The sequence below is a fragment of the Novosphingobium sp. APW14 genome (genome assembly GCF_032337075.1).
Lineage (GTDB): Bacteria > Pseudomonadota > Alphaproteobacteria > Sphingomonadales > Sphingomonadaceae > Novosphingobium.
Genome location: NZ_JAVYAB010000008.1, coordinates 37,115 through 59,780, shown reverse-complemented (window position 1 = coordinate 59,780; position 22,666 = coordinate 37,115). Strand labels below are relative to the sequence as shown.

At 63.0% G+C, this 22,666-nt stretch carries 16 protein-coding genes; 6 read left to right on the top strand and 10 right to left on the bottom strand.

Annotation, left to right across the window (positions count from 1 at the left end):
• The first annotated feature begins 166 nt into the window (after positions 1–166).
• From RQP55_RS10760 to RQP55_RS10750, 3 genes are all read left to right on the top strand, one after another.
• Positions 167–1,285, top strand: a complete 1,119-nt coding sequence (locus tag RQP55_RS10760) for a protease modulator HflK (protein WP_315610199.1) — start codon at positions 167–169, stop codon at positions 1,283–1,285.
• Positions 1,285–2,133, top strand: a complete 849-nt coding sequence (locus RQP55_RS10755; protein WP_315610198.1) for a protease modulator HflC — start codon at positions 1,285–1,287, stop codon at positions 2,131–2,133. The genes RQP55_RS10760 and RQP55_RS10755 overlap by 1 nt, the downstream gene beginning before the upstream one ends.
• A 102-nt stretch (positions 2,134–2,235) precedes the next feature.
• The gene (locus tag RQP55_RS10750) at positions 2,236–3,753 is read left to right on the top strand and encodes a Do family serine endopeptidase (RefSeq protein ID WP_315610197.1); all 1,518 of its coding nucleotides are present in this window, start codon (positions 2,236–2,238) and stop codon (positions 3,751–3,753) included.
• 65 nt (positions 3,754–3,818) lie between these two features.
• Here the strand turns inward: RQP55_RS10750 and RQP55_RS10745 are convergent, their stop codons facing one another.
• The 3 genes from RQP55_RS10745 to RQP55_RS10735 all read right to left on the bottom strand — a co-directional run bounded on the left by RQP55_RS10745 (position 3,819) and on the right by RQP55_RS10735 (position 7,296).
• A complete protein-coding gene (locus tag RQP55_RS10745; RefSeq protein WP_315610196.1) occupies positions 3,819–5,849 on the bottom strand; it encodes a PBP1A family penicillin-binding protein in 2,031 nt (676 codons plus the stop codon).
• A gap of 104 nt (positions 5,850–5,953) precedes the next feature.
• On the bottom strand, positions 5,954–6,352 hold the full coding sequence (gene msrB / locus RQP55_RS10740; protein WP_315610195.1) for a peptide-methionine (R)-S-oxide reductase MsrB: 399 nt from the start codon (positions 6,350–6,352) through the stop codon (positions 5,954–5,956).
• A 74-nt stretch (positions 6,353–6,426) separates the two neighbouring features.
• Positions 6,427–7,296 carry a dienelactone hydrolase family protein gene (locus RQP55_RS10735; RefSeq protein WP_315610194.1) on the bottom strand — a complete coding sequence of 290 codons (870 nt, stop codon included), beginning with the start codon at positions 7,294–7,296 and terminating at the stop codon, positions 6,427–6,429.
• Positions 7,297–7,433: 137 nt separating this feature from the next.
• On the opposite strand from RQP55_RS10735, the gene RQP55_RS10730 reads away from it, so the two are divergent.
• Positions 7,434–9,548 (top strand): PQQ-dependent dehydrogenase, methanol/ethanol family, encoded by a 2,115-nt coding sequence (locus RQP55_RS10730; protein WP_315610193.1) that lies wholly within the window; start codon positions 7,434–7,436, stop codon positions 9,546–9,548.
• Positions 9,549–9,609: 61 nt separating this feature from the next.
• On the opposite strand, the gene RQP55_RS10725 is transcribed toward RQP55_RS10730, so the two are convergent.
• A complete protein-coding gene (locus RQP55_RS10725; RefSeq protein WP_315610192.1) occupies positions 9,610–9,855 on the bottom strand; it encodes a DUF6356 family protein in 246 nt (81 codons plus the stop codon).
• Positions 9,856–9,956: 101 nt separating this feature from the next.
• On the opposite strand from RQP55_RS10725, the gene RQP55_RS10720 reads away from it, so the two are divergent.
• Positions 9,957–10,436 carry an Lrp/AsnC family transcriptional regulator gene (locus tag RQP55_RS10720; protein WP_315610191.1) on the top strand — a complete coding sequence of 160 codons (480 nt, stop codon included), beginning with the start codon at positions 9,957–9,959 and terminating at the stop codon, positions 10,434–10,436.
• A gap of 5 nt (positions 10,437–10,441) precedes the next feature.
• Here the strand turns inward: RQP55_RS10720 and RQP55_RS10715 are convergent, their stop codons facing one another.
• The 6 genes from RQP55_RS10715 to RQP55_RS10690 form a co-directional block, all read right to left on the bottom strand.
• Complete coding sequence (locus RQP55_RS10715) at positions 10,442–11,353, bottom strand: alpha/beta hydrolase (protein ID WP_315610190.1); 912 nt, start codon at positions 11,351–11,353, stop codon at positions 10,442–10,444.
• Complete coding sequence (locus tag RQP55_RS10710) at positions 11,350–13,386, bottom strand: glycoside hydrolase family 97 protein (protein WP_315610189.1); 2,037 nt, start codon at positions 13,384–13,386, stop codon at positions 11,350–11,352. The genes RQP55_RS10715 and RQP55_RS10710 overlap by 4 nt, the downstream gene beginning before the upstream one ends.
• A 1-nt stretch (position 13,387) precedes the next feature.
• The gene (locus tag RQP55_RS10705) at positions 13,388–15,025 is read right to left on the bottom strand and encodes an alpha-amylase family glycosyl hydrolase (protein ID WP_315610188.1); all 1,638 of its coding nucleotides are present in this window, start codon (positions 15,023–15,025) and stop codon (positions 13,388–13,390) included.
• Positions 15,022–16,881 carry an alpha-amylase family glycosyl hydrolase gene (locus tag RQP55_RS10700; RefSeq protein WP_315610187.1) on the bottom strand — a complete coding sequence of 620 codons (1,860 nt, stop codon included), beginning with the start codon at positions 16,879–16,881 and terminating at the stop codon, positions 15,022–15,024. The genes RQP55_RS10705 and RQP55_RS10700 overlap by 4 nt, the downstream gene beginning before the upstream one ends.
• A 30-nt stretch (positions 16,882–16,911) precedes the next feature.
• A complete protein-coding gene (locus RQP55_RS10695; protein WP_315610186.1) occupies positions 16,912–18,426 on the bottom strand; it encodes a tryptophan halogenase family protein in 1,515 nt (504 codons plus the stop codon).
• Positions 18,427–18,528: 102 nt separating this feature from the next.
• Positions 18,529–21,255, bottom strand: coding sequence for a TonB-dependent receptor (locus tag RQP55_RS10690; protein ID WP_315610185.1), 2,727 nt, complete (start codon positions 21,253–21,255; stop codon positions 18,529–18,531).
• Positions 21,256–21,592: 337 nt separating this feature from the next.
• On the opposite strand from RQP55_RS10690, the gene RQP55_RS10685 reads away from it, so the two are divergent.
• A complete protein-coding gene (locus RQP55_RS10685) occupies positions 21,593–22,627 on the top strand; it encodes a LacI family DNA-binding transcriptional regulator (RefSeq protein WP_315610184.1) in 1,035 nt (344 codons plus the stop codon).
• Positions 22,628–22,666 lie beyond the last annotated feature (39 nt).

Sequence of the window (22,666 nt, the reverse complement as noted above, 5' to 3'; positions counted from 1 at the left end):
AAAGGGACTTCAGTGCATCAGTATTGCTCAATTGGGGGCTCCGTTTGCTATGGCCTGCCCCCTAGCAAGGAAAAAGCGCAGCGAGACCCTGTTTTTTGGTCCAGTACTACCTATAACGAAGTGCATGAGTGCAAATGGCAGTTTCAGGCCGGGTCAGTGGCTGGCTATGGCTGGGCGCAAGAGCCCGTGGGGCAATGGAAACGATGCTGGCGGCAGCGGCGGTGGCGAAGAGCCTCCTGCAACTCCGCCCGGCGATGGCGCACCGGCCGGCGATCCGCCCGGCCCATCGGGCCCGCGCAATCCGTGGCTCAAGCCGGACGACTATGCCGGTGAACGCCGTTCGCCCAATATAGAGGACATCTTCCGCGCCAAGCGCAAGGGCCCCGGTGGTGGAGGCGGCGGCGGTGGGGGCTTCCCCTCGCTCCCACCGCGCGCCAACGGCAAGAGCTGGTGGCCGGTGATCCTGGGTGGCGTGGCGCTGCTGTGGCTGTTCAGCAGCTCGACCCACCAGCTCAGCCCCAAGGAGCAGGGCATCGTCACAACCTTTGGCAAGTACAGCCGCACGATCGGTTCGGGCGTTAACTTCACGGCGCCCTGGCCATTCCAGAAGGTTGAGACACGCGATGTCACCTCGGTCACCAATGATGTGATCCCCGAGGGCGAGGGCGAAAACCTGGTGCTGACCAGCGACCAGAACCTGATCGACCTGTCCTATCAGGTGCGCTGGAACATCAAGAACCTGGAACAGTTCACCTTCGCTTCGACCGACCCCCAGTCAACCGTGCGCGACGTGGCCGAAGCGGCCATGCGCCTGTCGGTGGCCGAAGTGCCGCTGAAGGCCGTGTGGGATGGCACCGGCCGCGGCCAGCTGGAAGCAAACACCCGCCGCCGGATGCAGGACATCCTTGATGCCTATCGCACCGGCGTCAACGTAATCGGGGTCGATATCAAAAAGGCCGATCCGCCAGAAAAGGTTGCTGACGCGTTCCAGAAGGTCAACGTTGCCCAGCAGTTGGCCGAGCGCGACAAGAACAATGCCCAGGCCTGGGCGCAGCAGACCCTGGCCCGCGCCGAGGGTGAGGCCGCGGCCTTTGACAAGGTCTATGCCGAGTACCGGCTGGCCCCCGAAGTAACCAAGCGGCGAATGTATTACGAAACCATGGAACGCGTGCTGTCATCAAACGACAAGGTCGTTGTCGAAGCCAATGGCGTAACGCCCTACCTGCCCTTGCCTGAACTGCGCCGCCGTGCGCCGGAAGCGGCGCCTGCCGCGGGAGGCCAGTGATGCTGACCAGCCTGTGGCAACGCAACAAGGGCGCCGTGCTGGCGCTGGGTGCAGCCGCGATCGTGGCGATGTCCTCGATCGTGATCGTGCCTGAAACGCAGCAGGTGGTGGTCGTGCGACTGGGTGAGCCGGTCCGCAAGATCAACGCCTTCAAGCCCAACCAGGCCTTCGGTTCGACCGGCGCGGGGATTAGCTGGCGCATTCCGTTCATCGAACAGCTGGTCTGGATCGACAAGCGGCTGCTCTCCTTCCCGATGGAGCGTCAGACCGTGCTATCGACCGACCAGTTGCGGCTGGAAGTCACGGCCTATGCCCGTTTCCGGATCATCGACCCGGTCAAGATGGTAAAGACCGCCGGCACAACCGACCGGGTGATGAGCCAGCTCCAGCCGATCATGACTTCGGTTCTGCGCCAGGAACTGGGCAAGCGCACCTTCCAATCGCTGCTCAATGCCGAACGCGGCGCAGCGATGACGCAGATCAAGCAGAACCTTGATCGGCAGGCCCGTGAATATGGCGCCCAGGTGATCGACGTGCGGATCCAACGCGCTGACCTGCCCGCCGGCGCGCTTGAATCCGCGTTCGCCCGCATGCAGGCCGCACGTGAGCAGGAGGCAACCACGATCCAGGCCCAGGGCCAGAAACAGGCTCAGCTGATCACCTCGGAAGCCGAGGCGCAAGCAACCCAGATTTATGCCGCCGCCTTTGGCAAGGACCCGGCCTTCTATGATTTCTACCGGGCGATGAAGAGCTATGACGCCACCTTCGCCAATCAGGCGAACAAGGGCAGCAGCACGATCATCCTGTCGCCAAACAACGAATACCTGCGGCAGTTCAAAGGCCGGTAAGTGACGTTGGTGGAACCATTCAATTCCGGTTCAGGCTGGAACGATTGAATCCATCCCGCGCCCGGTGCAGGGTGTAACGAATTTGAAGAGGAAGCTGAACACGTGCGATACGCCTATGGAGTAACGAGTGCACTTCTGGTTGGAGGTGCGGCCGTTTCGGTGCTGACCGGCATTCCCGCCGGGGCACAGGTTGCGCAGAACGACGCCGCCCGGATGGAAGCTGTTGTGCCCCGCGCCGGTGCGCCAGCCAGCTTTGCCGAGCTGACCCAGCAATTGCAGCCTGCGGTGGTGAACATCGCCACGCGCCAGCGCGTGCGCGTGGCCAATGGCAATCCCTTTGCCGGTACCCCATTCGAAGACCTGTTCGGCGGTGGCAACGGCGGAGCCACCACGCGTGAGGCACAGTCGCTCGGTTCGGGCTTTATCATTTCGGCCGATGGCTATGTGGTCACCAACAACCATGTGATCACGGCCGATGGCCAGGGCGAAGTCCAGTCGATTACCGTAACGCTGAGCGACGGGAGCGAGCACACCGCCCGCCTGATCGGCCGCGATGCGCAATCGGACCTGGCCGTGCTCAAGATCGATGCGGGCAAAGCCTTGCCCTTCGTCAAGTTTGGCAACAGCGAAGCAGCCCGCGTTGGGGACTGGGTGATCGCCATCGGCAATCCCTTCGGCCTGGGCGGCACGGTGACTTCGGGGATCGTCTCGGCGGTCCACCGCTCATCGGGCGCCAGCCGCTACATCCAGACCGATGCCTCGATCAACCGCGGCAACTCGGGTGGCCCGCTGTTTGACATGAAGGGCAATGTGATCGGCATCAACAATGCCATCTTCTCGCCCACCGGGGGCAATGTCGGGATCGGCTTTGCCATTCCCGCGGATATTGCGGCCCCGGTCGTCGACAAGCTGATGCGCGGCCAGGCGATCGAGCGCGGCTACCTTGGCGTTACGATCGTCCCCGTGACCGAAGACGTGGCCGACTCGCTGGGTCTGGCCCGCAACCGGGGCGAACTGGTTCAGACCGTTCAGCCGGGCCAGGCTGCCGCCGCAGCGGGCCTGCAGCCGGGCGATGTGGTGGTGAAGGTCGACAATAAGGAAGTTGCGCCTGACAACACCTTGTCGTTCATCGTCGCCAATACAGCCCCCGGCAAGCGGATCCCGATCGAGGTGATGCGCAATGGCAAGCGCCTGACGCTGACTGCCACGGTCGGCAAGCGCCCGAGCGAAGAGGAACTGGCCAAGCAGACGTTCGCGCCGGCAACCCCTGACGCGGATGACCGGTATAACCGCGCGCCGCAAAAGCAGGGCGAAGGGCTGGCCGAGCGTGCGCTGGGCCTTTCGGTTCTGCCGATGACCCCGCAGATCGCCAGCCAGATTGGCCTGCCTGCCGACACCCGCGGACTGGTGATTTCGGTGGTCGATGGCACGTCAGACGCTGGGGCCAAGGGCCTGCAGCGCGGCGATGTGATCCTCTCGGCAAATTATCGCGACGTGCTTACCATTGCCGATCTGGAATCGATTATCCGCGCTGCTAAGGCTGAGAACCGCGCTGCGGTGCTATTGCGTGTCCAGCGCCGCGGCCAGCCGGCTGCTTACCTGCCGGTGCGCATTCGCTAACTGGCTTATAAGCTGCTGCATACAACAACCCCCGCCCTGTGACCGGCGGGGGTTTTTGTTGTGCGTCATCCGGGACGACTGCCGGTTGCCTCGCGCAGGAACTCATCATTTGCGGCAGGCGGCTGAGCCTTCGGTTCCGCACCCCCTGCAGGAAGCTGCTCTTGCCGGTCAGGCTCAACCATGTTCCCCTGATCGTCGGCATAATAGTATTCGTCCGGATTGCCGCTAAGCTGCGCCTCGTCGTCCGGCTCCAGTTGCCAGGCCGGCAGGGTCACCTCGGTATCGAACTTTTCGACCGGTCGGCTCGCCACGGCAGTGGTCATATATGCGGCAAAGGCGCGAGCCGGGGCGGTGCCGCCCTGCAGGCCCGGCACCGCCTTGGCATCGTCGCGGCCCATCCAAACCCCAGTGGTGATCCCGCTCGAGAAGCCAAGGAACCAGCCGTCCTTGTTCGAATTGGTCGTGCCGGTCTTGCCCGCAACCGGCCGGCCAATGCTGGCCGCGCGGCCTGTGCCGGTGCTGACCGCACTTTGCAGCAGGTCGGTAATCCCGGCCGATACATAGGCCGGAACCAGCATCGGCCCTTCCCGGACCTCGCGCTGGTACAGGACCTTGCCGTCGACCGTCTGGACCTTGGTAATGCCATAGGGATCAACCGCGCGACCCTTGGCCGAAACGGCGGCGAAGGCGCGGGTCATATCAATCACGCGGACATCGTTGGTACCCAGCACCATCGACGGCACGGTCGAAATCGGCGTACTGATGCCAAAGCGGCGGGCGATCCCCGCCACCGCGCTGAAGCCCACCTCGTTGCCGAGCTGCGCCGCCACCGTGTTTTTCGAATAGGCAAAGGCCGTGCGAACATCGATCTCACCGGCATAGGTCCCGTTTGAGTTGCGCGGGCTCCAACCGTCGATCGTGACGGGCTCATCGACCACCCGGTCATTCGGCGTATAGCCGGCCTCAAGCGCAGCCAGATAGACGAACAGCTTCCAGGCCGAACCCGGCTGGCGTACAGCGTTAACGGCGCGGTTATAGTTGGACGAGATGTAGTCCGTGCCCCCGACCATCGCCAGCACCGCGCCATCGCGGTCCATGCTGACCAGCGCGCCTTGCGCACCCTTGGGGGTGTTGGTTTCGATTGCCTGGGTCGCCGCCGCCTGCATCTTGGGATCAAGCGTGGTCCAGACTTCGATCGCCTGGGTGTTGTCAGGCAGCAGCAAGTCAAGCTGCGGCAGTGCCCAGTCGGTGAAATAGCGCACCGAATTCTGGCCCTTTTCAGCCGCGAACTTGATGGCGCCAAAATCGACAGCGGCGGCCTGCGAAGGGGTCACATCGCCATTGTCCTTCATCACCGACAGCACCACTTTGGCGCGGCCGATTGCGGCTTCGCTGTCGGCAGTGGGCGAATAGTGCGACGGCGCCTTGACCAGGCCGGCGATGATCGCCGCCTCGGGCAAGGTGATCTCGGTGCCCGGATGGCCAAAGAACTTGCGGCTGGCCGCATCGACGCCATAGGCCCCGCCACCGAAATAGACCTTGTTAAGGTAAAGCTCGAGGATCTGGTCCTTCGAGAATTTCCATTCCATCGCCAGGGCGAGCACCGCCTCGCGCAATTTGCGGGTATAGCTGCGGTTGTTGTTCAGAAAGACGGTTCGTGCCAGCTGCTGGGTGATCGTCGAGGTCGCCCGGACCGACTTGCCGGTCGAAATCGAGACGAAACCTGCACGGGCAAGCCCGATCGGATCGATCCCGGGGTGCGAATGGAAGCGGCGGTCTTCTACCGAAACCATCGCCGTGCGCATAATTTGCGGGATCTGCTCATGGCTGAGCCAACGGCCATAGCTGGGCCCGATCGAGACAAGTTCGGTGCCGTCGCGGGCACGCACCAGAATGGTCTGGCCAACCTGGCTGCCCTTAAGCTCTTCAAACTCCGGCAGCGAACGCGCCGTCAGGCCGACCGCCACGCCAAGCGCCAGCACACCAACTACGGCCAGCGACACTGCCCAGACAACCAGCCTGCGGACAAACCGTCTAAATCCTGACGGTTCCTCGCGTTCGGGCGTACCGCGCCCCTTTACATCCTTGCGCGCCATTGCGGTCTGCTAATCCCTCCAGCGAGCCGGCAAAGGCTCAGTCCTGCTCTGCATAGGCGATTTGTAACCTGGGGTGAATCGCAGAATTGATGCAGGGCGCGCGCTTATTCCTCCGGCTCGAAATCCAGGCTGGCGCTGTTGATGCAATAGCGCAGCCCGGTTGGGGCCGGACCATCGGGAAAAACATGGCCCAAGTGGCCATCGCAGCGGGCACAGCGCACTTCGGTGCGGATCATACCGTGGCTGGTATCAACCAGCTCATCGATCGGCGCGCTCGGCAGCGGCGCGGTGTAGCTGGGCCAACCGCAGCCGGAATCGAACTTGTCGTCCGAAGCGAACAGCGGCGCGCCGCAGCCGCCACAGGTATAGGTTCCGGTCTCCTTGTTGCGCTCAAACTTGCCGGTAAAGGGCCGCTCGGTCCCGGCCTGGCGCAGGATGTGGTACCGCTCGGGCCCCAGCTTTTCCAGCCATTCGGCTTCGGTCAGGTTCAGCTTGTCTGCCATGTCCGGTCTCCTTGCTGGGTGAATATGGGAGCGGGAGAGGCGTGCGACAACCGCCGCGAATTCTGCTCCGGAGCCTAAAGCCCCCGGAACAGCGACAGCATCCGGGCCCAGGCGCGGTCGGCCTGAACCTTGTCATAGACCGGGGCGTCAATCGTGCACCAGCCGTGGTCGGCGGGGTAAACCTCTACTTCCGCGGCCCGGCCAGCGGCATTTGCCGCCGCGCGCAAGGCGTCCTTGTCTGCAGGAGCGCGGGCATCATCATTGCGAGCAATGGCAAACAGGTAGCCGGCCCTGGTTGCCTTCAGCAGCAGGTGCGGACTGTCCGCCTTGTCGGTTACGAGGCCACCCCCATGGAACGATGCCGCGGCGCGAACCCGGCCCGGTGCAGCGTGGGCCGTGCGGACGGTGAACGGCCCGCCCATGCAGTATCCCGCCGCGCCGATCCCGCGCTTCACGTTGACCGCAGCCTGCTTGTCGAGCCAGCCAACCGCGGCGCGCGCATCACGCCCTATCGCTCCGGCGGTGAGCAACGGGATCATCGGCCGCAGCTTGGCCTGCCCCTCCGGCGTCCGCCATTCGGCAATGGCCTTGAAATGCGGGGCGGGAGCAGAACGGTAATACTGGTTGAGCACAAGCACCGCATAACCATCGGCCGCCAGGCGCCGCGCCATCACCTTGTAGGCATCGCGCAGGCCGGCAATGTCTGGCCACAGGATCACGCCGGGGTGCTTGCCCTTGGCGGGATGCACATAGAAGGCATCCATCTTGCCATCCGGCGTGGCGAGGGTGACCATCCGTTCCGTCAGACCTTGCGGAACGGACCCAGCCAGCGGTGCAGCCAGGGCACCCAGCCCCGCCGCGCCCAGCGCAGCAAAACCGCGGCGATCGATCCCCTGGAATTCCAGCGCGCGTTCTTCTTCGATTGCGGTCAGATCGTCACACATCGCCAAGCTCCTTTTGCTCGATACCTCGTGATAACCCGGGTTGCACAAGAGGGCTAGCTTAACTGGGCGATTAACGGCACAATTGCCGCCAAGGGAGCGACCCGGATTCACCGGGCGTACAGAATTGGAGGGATGGGATGGCCCGCTTGATTGATGGAATGCGCCTGAAAGTGGCGCTGCTGGCACTGGCGCTGCCGTTGGCAGCATGCAAGCAGCAGCCCAGTTCGGAAATGCCTGGCGCGGTCAATGCGGAGCGGATCATCGCCGCCAATCCGGATGAATGGCTGTCTTATGGCCGTACCTATGACGAACAGCGCCATTCGCCGCTCGATCAGATCAACCAGACTACCATCAAGGACCTGGGGCTGGCCTGGTTCGCCGATCTTGATACCGCGCGCGGACAAGAAGCCACGCCCCTGGCCATTGATGGCAAGATCTACATCACGACGGCCTGGTCCAAGGCCAAGGCCTATGATGCAGTAACCGGCAAGCTTGAATGGGAATACGATCCCAAGGTCCCGGGTGAGCGGGGCGTTGCCGCTTGTTGCGATGTGGTGAACCGCGGCTTTGGCGCCTGGGGCGACAAGCTGTTCATGGGCACGCTCGACGGGCGACTGGTGGCGCTGGATCGCAAGACCGGCAAGGAAGTGTGGAGCGTGGTTACGCTTGATCAGTCCAAGCCCTATACGATCACCGGCGCCCCGCGCGTGATCAATGGCATGGTCCTGATTGGTAACGGCGGCGCGGAAATGGGTGTGCGCGGCTTCCTGACCGCCTATGATGCCGATACCGGCAAGGAATTGTGGCGGTTCTACTCGGTGCCCGATGCGCCCGGTAAGAACAAGGAAGAGCATCTCAAGAAAGCCGAAGCCACCTGGAAGGGCGAATGGTGGAAGCAGGGCGGCGGCGGCACCATGTGGGATGCCATGGCCTATGACCCAGAGCTCGATCTGCTCTATGTCGGGGTGGGCAATGGCAGCCCCTGGAACCAGTTCTACCGTTCGGCTGGCGAAGGCGATAACCTCTATCTCTCCTCGATTGTCGCGCTGCGGCCTAAAACGGGTGAGTATGTCTGGCACTTCCAGACCACCCCGGGCGAGACCTGGGACTATACCGCCACCCAGCACATCATGCTGGCCGACCTGAAAATTGACGGAGCCAAGCGCAAGGTGCTGATGCAAGCGCCCAAGAACGGCTTCTTCTTCGTGCTTGACCGGGAAACCGGCAAGCTGATCAGCGCGAAGAACTATGTGCCCGTCAACTGGGCGACCGGTTTCGATATGAAGAGCGGCCGGCCGATCGAAAATCCGGATTCGCGCTATTACCGCACCGGCAAGCTGTGGCTTGGCACGCCGGGTCCGATCGGCGCACACAATTGGCACCCGATGGCCTTCAACCCCAAAACCGGGCTGGTCTATATTCCCGCGATAAACAACTCGTTCGCCTTCATTCACAACCCGAACTGGAAGGCCAACAAGCAGGGCTTCAATGTCGGTCTGGACCTGGCCTCGGGTATGCTGCCGGCGGACAAGGCGGTCCGGGCCGGGGCCAAGGCGGTCACCACGGGTGAACTGGTGGCCTGGGATCCGGTCGCGCAGAAGGCGCGCTGGACGATCAAGTATCCTGGTGCCTGGAACGGCGGCCTGCTCTCGACCGCAGGCGACCTGCTGTTTCAGGGCAACATGGCTGGCGAATTCAACGCCTTTGATCCTGCCAATGGCAAGAAGCTGTGGAGCTTCAACGCGCAGACCGGGATTGTCGCGCCGGCTTCAACCTTCCGGGTGAAGGGCGAGCAGTATGTTGCGGTCCTGGCCGGATGGGGCGGCGCCTGGCCGATTACCGCGGGCTACCTGTCTGAACCCAATGGTCCGATCCGCAACCAGTCGCGGCTGCTGGTCTTCAAGCTGGGCGGCAAGGCGAAGCTGCCCGATATGGATTCGGCCGCTCCGCCGCCGCTCGATCCTCCGGCCTTGACCGGCACTCCGGCTCAACTGGCTGAAGGTCAGAAGCAATTCGGCCAGTTCTGTGCCGTCTGCCACGGCGATGCGGCAATCGGCACCTCGCTGACCCGCGACCTGCGCCGCGCAGGATCGCTCGGAGACGCGAAGATGTGGAACGATATCGTGATCGGCGGCGCGCTCTCCGCCAACGGCATGGTCAGCTGGAAGAACGAGCTGACGCCGCAGCAGGCCGAAGCGATCCGCCATTACGTGATCAAGCGGGCGCACGAGGATAAGGCGCTGGGCGACTAGACCCACGCCGCAAGGCTGAAACACAAAACCGGTCCGGCCCAGCGCCGGGCCGGTTTTTTGTTCAGATCACGAAATCGAGGATTGCCGGCAGCTGCTTGGTGCGGCGGTTCGTGACCATGCGTTCGTGCAGGGTGCTGATCTGCGCGCTGCCGGTCTTCACGAACAGGAACGGAAAGATCCCGTGAAGCAAACAGGCGAAGCCGCCCAGGATCATCCGCGCGCCAAAGCCGGTCGCCATGACCAGATGTTCGCCATAGGTTTCATCAACACTGGCAGGGTGCTCGGTGAAGAGGGTCTTGAGGGACATGGCATGCTCTCCCGGTTTCTGCTGCAAGAATATGCCGAAAATGATGCAAAATCTTCACCGTTTTTATGGACTAATTGCCAAATTTATGCAATTTTATCCCAATGAATGACAATTCATCGCAATTGGATTCGATTGATTGGGCGATCCTGGCGGTCTTGCAAAGTGATGCCTCGCTGGCGGTCCAGGACGTGGGGGACCGGGTCGGCCTGTCCAGCAACGCCTGTTGGCGGCGGATCAAGCGGCTGGAGGATAGCGGGATCATTGCCCGCCGGGTGGCGCTGGTCGATCCGGCAAAGCTCGGCCTTGCCACCACGGTCTTCGTTTCGATCCGCACCAACCGCCATGACCCGGCGTGGCTGGAAGCCTTTTCGCGCGGGGTGGCCGCGATCGACGAGATCGTCGAATGCCACCGCATGGCCGGCGATGTCGATTACCTGCTCAAGCTGGTGGTGCGCGATATCGCCCATTATGATCGGATCTATCGCAAGCTGATCGCCGCGATCCCCGACCTGGCCGATGTCAGTTCCAGCTTTTCGATGGAGCGGATGAAGGCGACGACCGCCCTGCCCCGCCCTACTTGATCGGGCTACTTGCGCAGCAGCCAGCCGAACACTTCGGACAGGCGGCGTGCCCAGGCGTTTTCCTCGTGCTCGGCGCCATTGTAAACCTTGCTTTCCCAATCGCGTCCGCGCTGCCAGCCGCTCGCGGCCATGCGCGCGTCGATCGCCTGCTGGTAAGGCGCATAGAAGGCATCGAGTGTGGCCGTGCCGTGGTCCATCCACACCCGGCGGCCATTGGCCTGGCCCAGCCGCGCTGCGAACCAGCCATCCCAAAGCGCGATCAGTTCCGGATTTGCCGAACCAACTTTCGCCGGATCAGCTGCCGGCCAGTGCGACGAAATGCAGCCCGCCCGGCCATAGGTCTCAGCCCGTTCCAGAAAGGCATAGCAGCTCATCAGCCCGCCCATGCTTGAACCCATGATCGCCGTATCATCGCGGCCCGGACGGGTACGAAACCTGGCGTCGACCCATTGCTTGAGCGGACCGGCCAGCCAATCGAGATAGGCCTCGCTCAGCACTGGCCCGCCCGTCATCGCGTCCATCGCCGCGCGCGGGGTACCGGTTGAAGCCTGATAGAGCGATTGCGGCAGGTACTGACGATAGCGGTCCCGGCCCGGCGCCCACACGCCCACGATAATGTGCGGCGCAACCTTGCCGCGCTTCATCGCCGCCAACATCGCCTGGTCGGCGGCCCAGACCTTGTTGAAGTTGCTCTTGGCCGGATCGAACAGGTTATGCCCGTCGTGCATATAGAGCACGGGATAGCGCCGTTTGCCGCGATCATAGCCCGGCGGCAACCAGATCGTCAGCCGCTGCTCGGGCAGGCCGGCGGCGGCGACGTGTTCGTATTCAAGGAACCGCCCGGTCTGCTCGCGGGCAAGCACCGGGGCGGCCAGCAAAGCGCCGATCAGCGCCAGCAGGCCGCCCAGCGCCCTCACTTGGCCGGTACCAGCCGAATTGCAAAGCCACCGCCCGGAGCGATCCGCAGGGTCAGGCTGTCGGCACTGGTCAGCACCTTGCTTTCAATTGCGATCGAATGGCGCTTGTCGGTGCGGTAATCCGCATCATCGCCATCGCGATAGATTTCCGCCTTGTAGCGCTTGCCCGCGGTCAGGAAGTCCAGCTTGAAGGACACGGTGTGGGCATTCTCATCCCCCACCGCGCCGACATACCAACCTTCGCCGCCGCGCTCCTTGCGGGCGATCGTGACATAGTCACCAATCTCGCCATTGAGGACGCGGGTTTCCTGCCAGTCGGTCGGAACGTCGCGGATGAACTTCATCTCCTTCGGGAACTTGGCGTAGTTCTCCGGCGTATCGGCCAGCATCTGCACCGGTGAATAGATCACCACGTAAAGCGCCAGCTGCTTGGCCACGGTCGAAAGCAGGTCGCTGTTCTCCGCACCCTTCAGGCTCAGCACGCCCGGGGTGAAGTCCATCGGCCCTTCGAGCATCCGGGTGAAGACCAGGTTTGCTTCATGCTCCGGCGGGTTCTTGCCACCCAGCCAGGCGTTGTATTCCATCCCGCGCATGCCCTCGCGCGCCACCCAGTTGGGATAGGTCCGCTGCAGGCCCGTGCCCTTGACCGGCTCGTGGCTGTCAAAGGCGATCTTGTACTTGGCTGCCGCCTCGGCCACGCGGACGAAGTGGTTGGTCATCCACTGGCCCTGATGCCATTCGCGGTATTTCCTGCCATCGGCATCAACCCGTTCGATCTGGCCGGCGTCGGTGACATAGCCGGTCTTGACCACCATGTAGCCATTGTCGGCGGCGAACTTGAACGCCTTGTCGAGCTGGTTGTCATAGTGTGTCGCGGCACCGCCGGTTTCGTGGTGGCCGATCAGGCGAACGCCCTTTTTCCTAGCATAGGCTGCCAACGCCTTCACGTCGAAGTCTTCGGTCGGCTTGGCAAAGTCCATGTCCCAGCCATTGCCGAACCAATCACCGTCCCAGCCTACGTTCCAGCCTTCGACCAGCACGTCCGGCACGCCGTTGGCAGCGGCGAAATCGATGTACTTCTTGACGTTGGCATTGGTCGCGCCGTGCTTCGGCCCGCGCGCCCAGGACCATTCGCCCTTGATCATGTTCCACCAGACCCCGGCAAACTTGCCAGGCTTGAACCAGCTCATGTCGCCCAGCTTGTTGGGTTCATTCAGGTTCAACATCAGGTGGCTGTGATAGATGCCGGGTGCATCATCGGCGATAATCAGCGTGCGCCAGGGCGTACTCCAGCCCCCCGTCTTGCGAACCTTGGCCTCGCCCGCGCCGGGCGTCAGGTTGGCGCGCAGCGTGGTGCCTTCGGTGCGGGTTACCGCCATGCCTGAATAGTCGACCAGCGCCGCTTCATGCAGCGCCACATGGGTGCCGTCAGCCAGCTTGATCGTGACCGGAGTATCGGCCGTGCTGACCGCCGAAAGCGGGGTCTTGTTGTAAAGGTATTCCTCGCGGTTCCACAGGAAGGCAGGCTTCCACCAGGCTGTGCCATCCTGGGCGAAGGCGAACTCAGTCAGCTCGTCGGCGATGTTGGTCTTCGCCATGTTGGGCTGCTGCGGAAACTCATAGCGGAACCCGACCCCGTCTTCATAAAGCCGGAAGGTAACGGTAAAGACCCGCGCCAAGGCCGTCGTTTCCTTCAGGTGGACCTTGAACTCGCGGTAACGGTTGCGGATATTCGCCCACTCGCCCCACGGCTGGGTCCAGGTCTCGTCAAAGTCCCGCACTTCCTGGCCGGTGATCGTCAGGCGGCGATCGATCTTTGCCTCATCGGTAAACAGGAAGCCAAGGCGCGATGGTGCGATGATCTGCTTGCCCTTGCGGGTTACGGCATAGGCTGCGCGGCCATCGCCATCGATCGTCACCGCCACGCTGACCGCGCCATCGGGTGAGCTGGCCGTAACGGGCGCCTGCTGAGCCAGCGCCGGAGCAGCTGCCAACGCCAGGCCAAGGCCAAGCGCAAAACGGATTGGCTTCATGTCAATTGCTCTCCCGGATAAGCACGGTACCAAAGGCCGGCAAGCGGCCGGGTTCTGCCCCGTTGGCCGCAAAAATCACCTCGCCGCTGGTTCCTTGGTCTTCGGGCCAGGCCGCATCGGCTGATGAAAGATTGAAAATCGCAACCACAACCTGCCCGGCCGACTTACGACGCAGCACCAGCCGCGCTTCGTCGGCCAGTACCACTTCGCAGGTGCCGTTGCGCAGCGCCGGGGTCTGGTGCCGCAGCGCCAGCAGGGTACGGGTAAGGTTCAGCAGCGAGGCCGGATCACTCTCCTGCCGGTCAACCGCCTTGGCCATATTCTCTTCGCCCAGCGGCAGCCACGGCGCGGCGCTGGCGGTGAAGCCACCCTGCTCGCTTTGCGCCTGCCACGGCAGCGGGGTCCGCGCGCCGTCGCGGGCCAGCGTCAGCGGCCAGTTGGCGATCGCCTCAGGGTCCTGCAGTTGCTCGAACGGGATGTCGACCTGGGTCAGGCCCAGTTCCTCGCCCTGATAGACGATGATATTGCCGCGCAGCGAAGCCAGCAGGGCCACTTTCAGCCGGGCAAAGGCATCGCGCTGATCCGGTGCGCACCAGCGCGACAGGGCGCGCGGGGCATCGTGGTTCTCAAATGCCCAGCTCGGCCAGCCGATGTCCGGCGCATCGGGCCACTGGCCCAACGCCTGCGCCACCACGGCGGGGGTCAGTTGCTGGGCGTAAAGGAAATCGAAGCCGTAAGCGCTGTTGAGGCGGGCCTCGCCGCTGGTGAACAGCTTCATCTCGCGCTCGGCATCCTTGCCGCCCACTTCGGCAACGGTGAAGATACCGTCGTAGCTATCGGTCAGGCCGCGGATCCGCTCGATGAAGCGGGGGATGTCAGCGTGCGACTGGTTGAACAGCTGCTGCTGGAAATCGAACGGGCGGGTGCGCGGCTTGCCATCGGATTCGGCCGGCGGATTATCGCGCAGCAGCGGATCGTGCATTGCGAAGTTCAGCGCGTCGATCCGGAAGCCATCGACCCCGCGATCAAGCCAGAACTGCGCCACGCCCAGCAGCGCCTCTTGCACGGCCGGGTTGTGGCAGTTGAGCTGCGGCTGGCTGGAAAGGAAATTGTGCAGGTAATACTGGCAGCGCCGCGCATCCCAGGTCCAGGCCGGGCCGCCAAACACCGACTGCCAGTTGGTCGGCGGCGAACCATCCGGCTTGGCATCGGCCCAGACATACCAGTCAGCCTTGGCGCTATCCCGGCTGGCGCGGCTCTCCACGAACCAGGCGTGCTGGTCTGACGTGTGCGAATAGACCTGGTCAATCGTCACCCGGATGCCCAGTTCATGCGCGCGGGCAACCAACGCATCGAAATCGGCCAGGGTGCCGAAGATCGGATCGACGCCGCAGTAATCGGCAACGTCATAGCCAAAGTCAGCCATCGGCGAGGTGAAGAACGGCGAAATCCAGATCGCATCGACACCCAGCTTGGCCACATAGTCCAGCCGCTCGGTGATCCCGGGCAGGTCACCAATCCCATCCCCGTTGGAATCGCGGAAGCTGCGCGGATAGATCTGGTAGATCGCCGCGCCGCGCCACCATTCGCTCCCGACCTGGTCCTGGCCAGACGCTTCAATTCGGGTCAGGCGGTTCATCGATTACTCACGCTGGTTTCCTGCGCGGCGCAAACGGCATAGCCGAGCGGCGGCAGGGTAATGGTCAGGCTGCCGGGTGCGTCGGCGCTGCGTGCGCACTGACCGGCAAGCGGCTTGAAAGTCAAACTGCGCGGCTCAATCGCAACACGCTGGGTGATCGGCTGGTTCGACGTATTGAATGCCAGCACGACTTCTTGCCCGGTCTGCGGGTCGATCCGCGACACGGCGAACAGGCCGGGCTTATCGATGAAGGCGCGGCCAATCGTCGAACCGGCATAGAGCGCTGGGGTCGCCTTGCGAACTTCGGCCAGCGTGGCGATCTGGCGGTAAAGCGGATGATTGCGATCGAAATTGGATTGGGCGGTGGTCGCCTCGGTCCCGATCAGGTCGTTGTCGTTATAGACCGCAACCTTTGATGGGAACATGTTCTCACGCGCCAGCTGATCATTGCCATCCGAGATGAAGCCCTGCTCATCGCCATAATAGACCACCGGCACCCCGCGCAGGGTCAGCAGCATGGCATTGCCCAGCATCACTCTGGCCAGCAGTTCATCGTGGCTGATGCCCGGGTTGAACTGCTTCACGAACATCGAAAAGCGGCCGAAATCATGATTGCCCAGGAAGGTCGGCAGGTTAAGCGCCGCCTTCTCGCCACCTTCATAGAGCGCGTCATCCTCGAACAGGCGGGCCAGCACATTGGTGCCGATCTTGCCCGAGCTGGCTTGCACCACCGCGCTGGCAAAGGCCATGTCGAGGTTTGATGGTAACCCGGCAACGCGGGTCCAGCGCGCGAGCAGCGCCGGATCGATATCCTGCGTCGCAATTTCGCCAAAGATGTGGAAGTTCGGAATACCCTTGTTCTTGGCAACCTGCAGGATCGCCGGGACGAAAGCTTGCCAGAATTCGGGATTGACGTGCTTGGCGGTGTCGATCCGGAACCCGTCAATGCCGAAGCGCTCGATCCAGCTGGCGTAGATCTCGATCATCCCGGCCACGACCCGCGGATGCTCGGTCGCCACATCGTCGAGGCCTACGAAATCGCCATAGACCGCGCCTTCGCCCACCCAGTTCGAATTGCCCCGGTTGTGGTAATAGATCGGATCGTTCAGCCAGGCAGGAACCTTGACCGAGGCCTCTTCCTTGGGAACGTAGGGCGTGTAGGCCCAGCTCGGGTCGGTCAGCTTCGCCCAGTTTTCCGGCCGCGGATCATTGTCCCCGTTGAAGCCGGGATTGATCGGCGCCCCGCCCGGCCCGCCGCGGCGCGAATAGGGATAATCCGCCTTGCTGCGATAGGCATAGTCACCCGGATCGCGATACTGGATCACGTCCGCCGTGTGATTGACCAGAATGTCCATGTAGACCTTCATGCCGCGCGCGTGGGCGGCATCGACAAAGGCCTTGAAATCGGCGTTGGTGCCAAAGTGCGGATCAACCTGGGTGAAATCGGTTACCCAGTACCCGTGGTAACCGGCACTCTCATCACCCTTGGGGCCCTGAACAACCTTGTTCTTGAAAATCGGCGCAAACCAGATCGCCGTCGCGCCCATTCCCTGGATGTAATCGAGCCGGCTGGTCAGACCTTTCAGGTCCCCGCCGTGGAAGAAGCCCTTGCTCGTCGGATCATAACCGGTCTTCAGCCGATCACCCTTCAGACCGCCGGTATCGTTCTTCGGATCGCCGTTTTCGAACCGGTCCGGCAGGACGAAGTAAACCACCTCCTGGTTGGGCGTGCGGGCGCGCACCTCGGCCAGCGATTGCGCGGCCACCGATTGCGCGGCCACCGGGGGGGCCGCCTGCGCCAGCGCGGCAGGGGCCATGGCCAGCAGGCTGGCAGCGGTGAGCAGCGAACGGATCATCGGGCAATGCCTCTGGCTTGAAGGAACAGGTTAGCCGGCATGGGCCGGCTCGGCAGCGCAGGTTTGCGCAATGAATTCGGCATGGCTTGGCAGCCGCGGCACCGGCGCTGCCAGGATCGTCTTCAGGTCATTCAGGAACCCGGCCAGTTCATCGCGGGTCAGCGCATCGGCCAGCGGATGATAGGTTTCCGGCAGGATGTTCTGCCCGATCAGGACCTGGAACCAACCCACTTCGGCAAACAGTTCTTCCTGTTCGCGGAAGATCCGCCCGGTCGCCTTGAACAGCTCGATCTTATCGCGCAGACTTTGCGGCAATTCCATTTCGCGCACATGGCGCCAGAACGGCTCGTCGCGCTGGTTGGCGGTGTAGTGCAGGATGATGAAATCGCGGATCCGCTCATAATCATAGGCGATCCGGCGGTTATAGGTATCGATGTTCGACTGCGCGAAATGCCGGTCGGGGAAGTGCGAAATGAGCCGGGCGATGCCATTCTGCACCAGGTGGATCGAGGTTGATTCCAGTGGCTCAATAAATCCTGAGGCAAGCCCCAGGGCGATCACGTTGCGGTTCCACGCCAGCTTACGCATGCCGGTCTTGAACTGGATCGTGCGCGGATCGGCCAGGGTTTCGCCCTCTACCGTATCCAGCAGGATCTGGGTCGCCTCGTCCTCGCTCATGAACTTGCTGGAAAAGACGTGGCCGTTGCCCGTGCGGTGTTGCAGCGGGATGCGCCACTGCCAGCCGGCCGGATGGGCGATTGACTGGGTATAGGGGCGGATCGGGCCGACATTGGCGGTCGGCACCGCAATCGCCCTGTCGCTGGGCAGCCAATGGCTCCAGTCGACATAGCCGGTTTCCAGCTCCTGCTCGATCAGCAGGCCGCGGAAGCCCGAGCAATCGATAAATAGCTCACCCGCGATCTCTTCGCCCGTTTCCAGGGTGACGGAGCGGATGAAACCGTTCTGTGCGTTGCGGTTGATGCCGGTGATCTTGCCTTCGGTTCGCACCACGCCGTTGCGCTCGGAATGGCCGCGCAAAAACCGGGCATAGAGCGCGGCATCAAAGTGGAAGGCATAGGAAATGCCATCGATCTGCCCGCCCGGATGCGGCGGCAGCCGACCGAACTTGCCGGCGCGCGCGGCGACCTCGTTCAGCGAATATTCGCCAAGCGGGCCAGCCAGCCCTTCCTTGCGGCCGCGCAGCCAGTATTGCCAGAACTCGATCAGGTCGAGGCTTTGGCCGATCTGGCCAAAGACGTGCATGTAGCTTTCGCCAATGCGGCCCCAGTTGAGAAATTCGATCCCCAGCTTGAAGCTGCCCTGGGTGGCGCGGATGAATTCGTCCTCATCGATCCGGACTAGGCCGTTGAACAAGCGGATCGCGGGAATGGTGGCCTCGCCGACGCCGACGATGCCGATCTCGTCGCTCTCGATCAGGCGGATTCGAAGTTGTTCGCCCATCGTCGCCGAAAGCGCGCCCGCTGCCATCCAGCCTGCCGTTCCGCCGCCCACGATGACGACGTCGCGGATGCGACTATCGTTCACAATCCAGCTCCCACCCATTCAGGGACGATTAGACTATTCTGGTACGGTTTCCCCAAGAAGGGAATGGTGGGCCCGACCACCGGCCGGGCCCACCGATCAGCATCAGTACTTGTAGGTAATGCCGAGCATGACGTTGCGGCCATAGTTCTGGTAATCGCGAACCTGGCGCTTGTCGTTGTTGTAGTAGGTCATGAACGGTTCGTTGGTGAGGTTGCTGCCCTGCAGCAGGACCCCCAGGCCCTTCAGCATGCCTTCCTTGAAGGTATAGCCGATCTGGGCATCGAACACGACTTCCGAAGCCGCCATCACCTTGTCACGCACCAGGCTGAGGCCCGAGACCTCGGCCAGGAAGTCCGACCGGTAGCGGGCCGAAGCGCGCACCTGGAAGCCGTTCTTTTCGTAGTAAGCAGTGCTGTTCACCACCCACTTCGACAGGCCCGGCATGTTGATCGGCGCGGCGCCACCTTCGGTCACGCGGCTATCGGTGTACGAGGCGCTGGCGAGGAAGCCAAAGCCGTCGAGCGTCGACGAGAAGGTGCTGAACGGCAGCGAGAGCGAACCTTCGAAGCCATAGACCTTGCCCGACTTACCGTTCTGCCACTGCGAAACGATGCCCTGGTTGAACGTCGGGGTGACGTTGCCCGGGGTCGGGGTGCCGGTGAAGTCGAAGGTCGAATCCTGGCGATAGATCCAGTTTTCGAGGTGCTTGTAGAAGCCACCGACCGAGACATAGGCGCCGCGGCCGAAGTACTTTTCAACCGCCAGATCCAGCGTATCGGCCATCAGCGGGCGCAGCTTGGCATTGCCAACGCTACCCGACCAGGGCGAACGGGTGATGCTAGCACCGGCGACATTGTTGGCAGCGTTGAAGCCGTAGCCAACGCCCGGGTTCAGCTGATCCATGCGGGCGCGAGCCAGCATGCGGGCCGCGCCAAAGCGCAGCAGGGTCTGCGGAGCGACTTCGTACGAGACGTTCAGGCTCGGCAGGAAGTCGGTGTACTTCGTGCCATCGGTGATCGCCTTCGAGATCGTACCCGAACCCGGGTTCGAAGCGGCGAAGCCATCAGCCTGCTGGTTGGTGTGAACCACCTGGACACCCGCGTTACCGCGCAGCGCGCCGTCGTTGAAGTTGGCCTGGACGTAACCGGTCAGGACCTTTTCACGCACGGTGAAGCTGTTGGTCAGGCGGCTCGGCGTCCACAGCGCTTCGCTGGTCAGCTTGTAGTTGCCTTCGTTGTAGTAGCGCCAGGCATCGAACGAGACCATGCCCGGGATGCCGATGAAGCCAAGGCTGACCGGCTGGTACAGGTAGCTGGCCGGAACGGCGGGGCTGGCCGGGTACGACTTGTTGGTCAGCACATAGCCTTCGTCGATCAGCTGCTTGCGGCGATCCGAATAGTTCGCGCCGACAGTGATGTTTTCAACGAAGCCGTCCAGCGCCTGGATAGCCTGGAGACGGATCGACTGCAGGCGATCCTTGACCGTCGGACGGTTAACGAAGCCGTCCTGGCAGTTCGGCACGGTGCCACCGCAGCTGTTCCAGCCCTGCGGGTCGGTGATCGTGAACAGGGTCGGGTCGGCATAGTTGATGGTCGGCTTGAAGCTGATCACGCCGCCTTCGGCCGGCATGGTGAAGCCCAGGCTGTCGGTTGCGCCGACGCCGCCGCCACGGCCGGTGCCGAGGTAGATTTCAAGGTTCTCTTCGGTCTTCTTCAGACGCGAATAGCTGAGGTCCAGCTCAAGGGTCAGCGTGTCGTTGGCCTTGAACGAGGTGTTGTTGCCAACCGCCCAGATCTCGGCATTGCGGTTGACGATGTCGTTGCGCATCACCGCCTCGACGCCGTTGAAGCGGCCCGAGGTGACCAGACCACCCGAAGTGGTGTAGCCCGACTGGAGCGAGGCAGCCGACCACTGCAGCGGCAGTTCGATGCCGCGCAGGCGCTGTTCGTCGTTGAACTTCGACCAGTAGCCATCGAAGGTGGTGTGGACGCGATCGTTCGGCTGGAATTCCAGCACGCCCATCAAGCCATCACGCTTCAGTTCGTTCGACTTCACGTAAGGCTTGGCGCCGCCGATCACCTTGGTGGTCGAATTGAGGTCCGGATAGCCCCAGGCGTTCCAGCGCTCTTCCTGGGTCGGCGACTGCATGCGGGCATAGCCGAAGGCCCAGCCGATCGTGCCATCGGCATTCTGATCGACGTAGAAGATGTTGGCGCGATAGCCCTTGTTCGAGATGTCCGGGTTCAGCTTGCCCAGGTCGTTCAGTTCGGCGCGGGCGCCAACCACGATCTGCTGCTTGCCATAGGCGATCGGACGGATCGTCTTCATGTCGATCGTGCCACCCAGGGCCTGGCCGATCAGCTTGGCATCGGGGGTCTTGTAGACCACGGCGCCGTTCAGCAGTTCGGTCGGGTACTGGTCCAGTTCAACGCCGCGGTTGTTGCCGGCGCTGACCTGCTCGCGGCCGTTCAGCAGCGTGGTGGTGAAGTCCGGCGCAAGGCCGCGGATCGAAACGACGTTGGCGCGGCCATCAAGGCGCTGGGTGGCCAGGCCCGGCAGGCGCGACAGCGATTCAGCGATCGACAGGTCGGGCAGCTTGCCCAGATCTTCGGACGAAACAACTTCAACGATCGAGCTGTTCGACTTCTTCTGCGCCGCCGATGAATCGATCGATGCGCGGAAGCCGGTGACGACAATCGCGTCGTCGGCGTTAGCGTCTCCGGCAGCCTGATCCTGCGCGAAGGCGGTGCTGGGCATAACCACAGCGGAAATTGCAAGTGCGATGGCCGAAACCCCAAGGCCACCGGCAAAACGGGTGCGAAGTGCCACGATGTACTCTCCCTAAACCGCGCCGACAGGTCCAATCCCTCGGCGCAATGCCCCATGCGGAATTGGGCCGAATATATGCGGCTCCTCCTCCCGTGGAAGCGTCCAGATACGGGCCAATCGCGGCCAGCAGGAAGAAGGCATACGTATACGCATATTATGCAACATGGGCCGCGTGGCGTTTCGGCAACGGCTTAGGCCCGCCTCAGACTGGCACTGCGGGACGCCACCGGGTTGGCAGCGATGGTTTGGCCTGTGCCATTGCCGGTAAGCGTCCGAGCGGCTATTCCCGCAATCGATCCTGGCCAAAGACCGGGAGCACGCAGGGGCAGGAGAGCAGATGGGCCGCAAGCCCTCCAGCAAGCCGACAAGCTTTGACATCGCCTATCTGGCGGGGGTTTCACAGCCCACCGTCAGCCGCGCGCTGCGTGGTTCGAAATCGGTCAGTCTTGCGACGCGCCAGCGGATCCAGGAGATCGCACGCGAACTGAACTATTCGGTCGACAAGAACGCCTCGTCGCTGCGCTCGCAGCGTTCGCACACCATCGCCCTGCTGTTCTTCGAAGACCCGACCCCGGACGGGGCCAATATCAATCCCTTCTTCCTGGCCATGCTGGGCGCGATCACCCGGGCCACGGCGAACCGTGGGCTGGACCTGCTGATCTCGTTCCAGAAGATGGAAGACGATTGGCATACCCGTTACCAGGACAGCCACCGGGCCGATGGCCTGATCCTGCTCGGCTATGGGGACTACACGCTTTATGCCCAACGTCTGACCGAACTGGTTGAACACGATACCCGCTTCGTACGGTGGGGCTCGGTCCGAACCGATGGGATCGGCTCGACCGTCGGCACCGACAATGTCGCCGCCGGGCGCCTGGCGGGTGAACATCTGCTGAGTCTCGGGCGGAAGCGGATCGCCTTCCTGGGTCAGGCCGACGAACATTACCCCGAATTTGCCGACCGCTATCGCGGCATGAGCGAGGCCATGGCAGACGCCGGGCTGACCGCCGATCCGGCGCTCCAGGTCGCGGCGCTGTCCAGCGAGGGCGATGGCCGTGCGGCGATCCGGGCACTGCTGGAACGCGGCGCCGAATTCGATGCCGTTTTCGCAGCCAGCGATCTGATCGCCATCGGCGCGATGCGCGCGCTGGCCGAGGCCGGGCGCAAGGTGCCAGACGATGTTGCCGTGGTCGGCTTTGATGATATTCCGGCCGCCAGCCTTACCAATCCACCGCTGACAACTGTCCAGCAGGATCTGGTCGCCGCGGGCGAGCTGCTGGTCGAAACACTGGCCGAGCAAATCGAGGACCGGGTCAGCGCCAACCGCAGCCTGCCGCCGCGGCTGATCGTGCGGGCCAGCACTGCCGGCTGAAGCCGGATTACGTATTCGTATGCCTATTGCCTGCCGGCA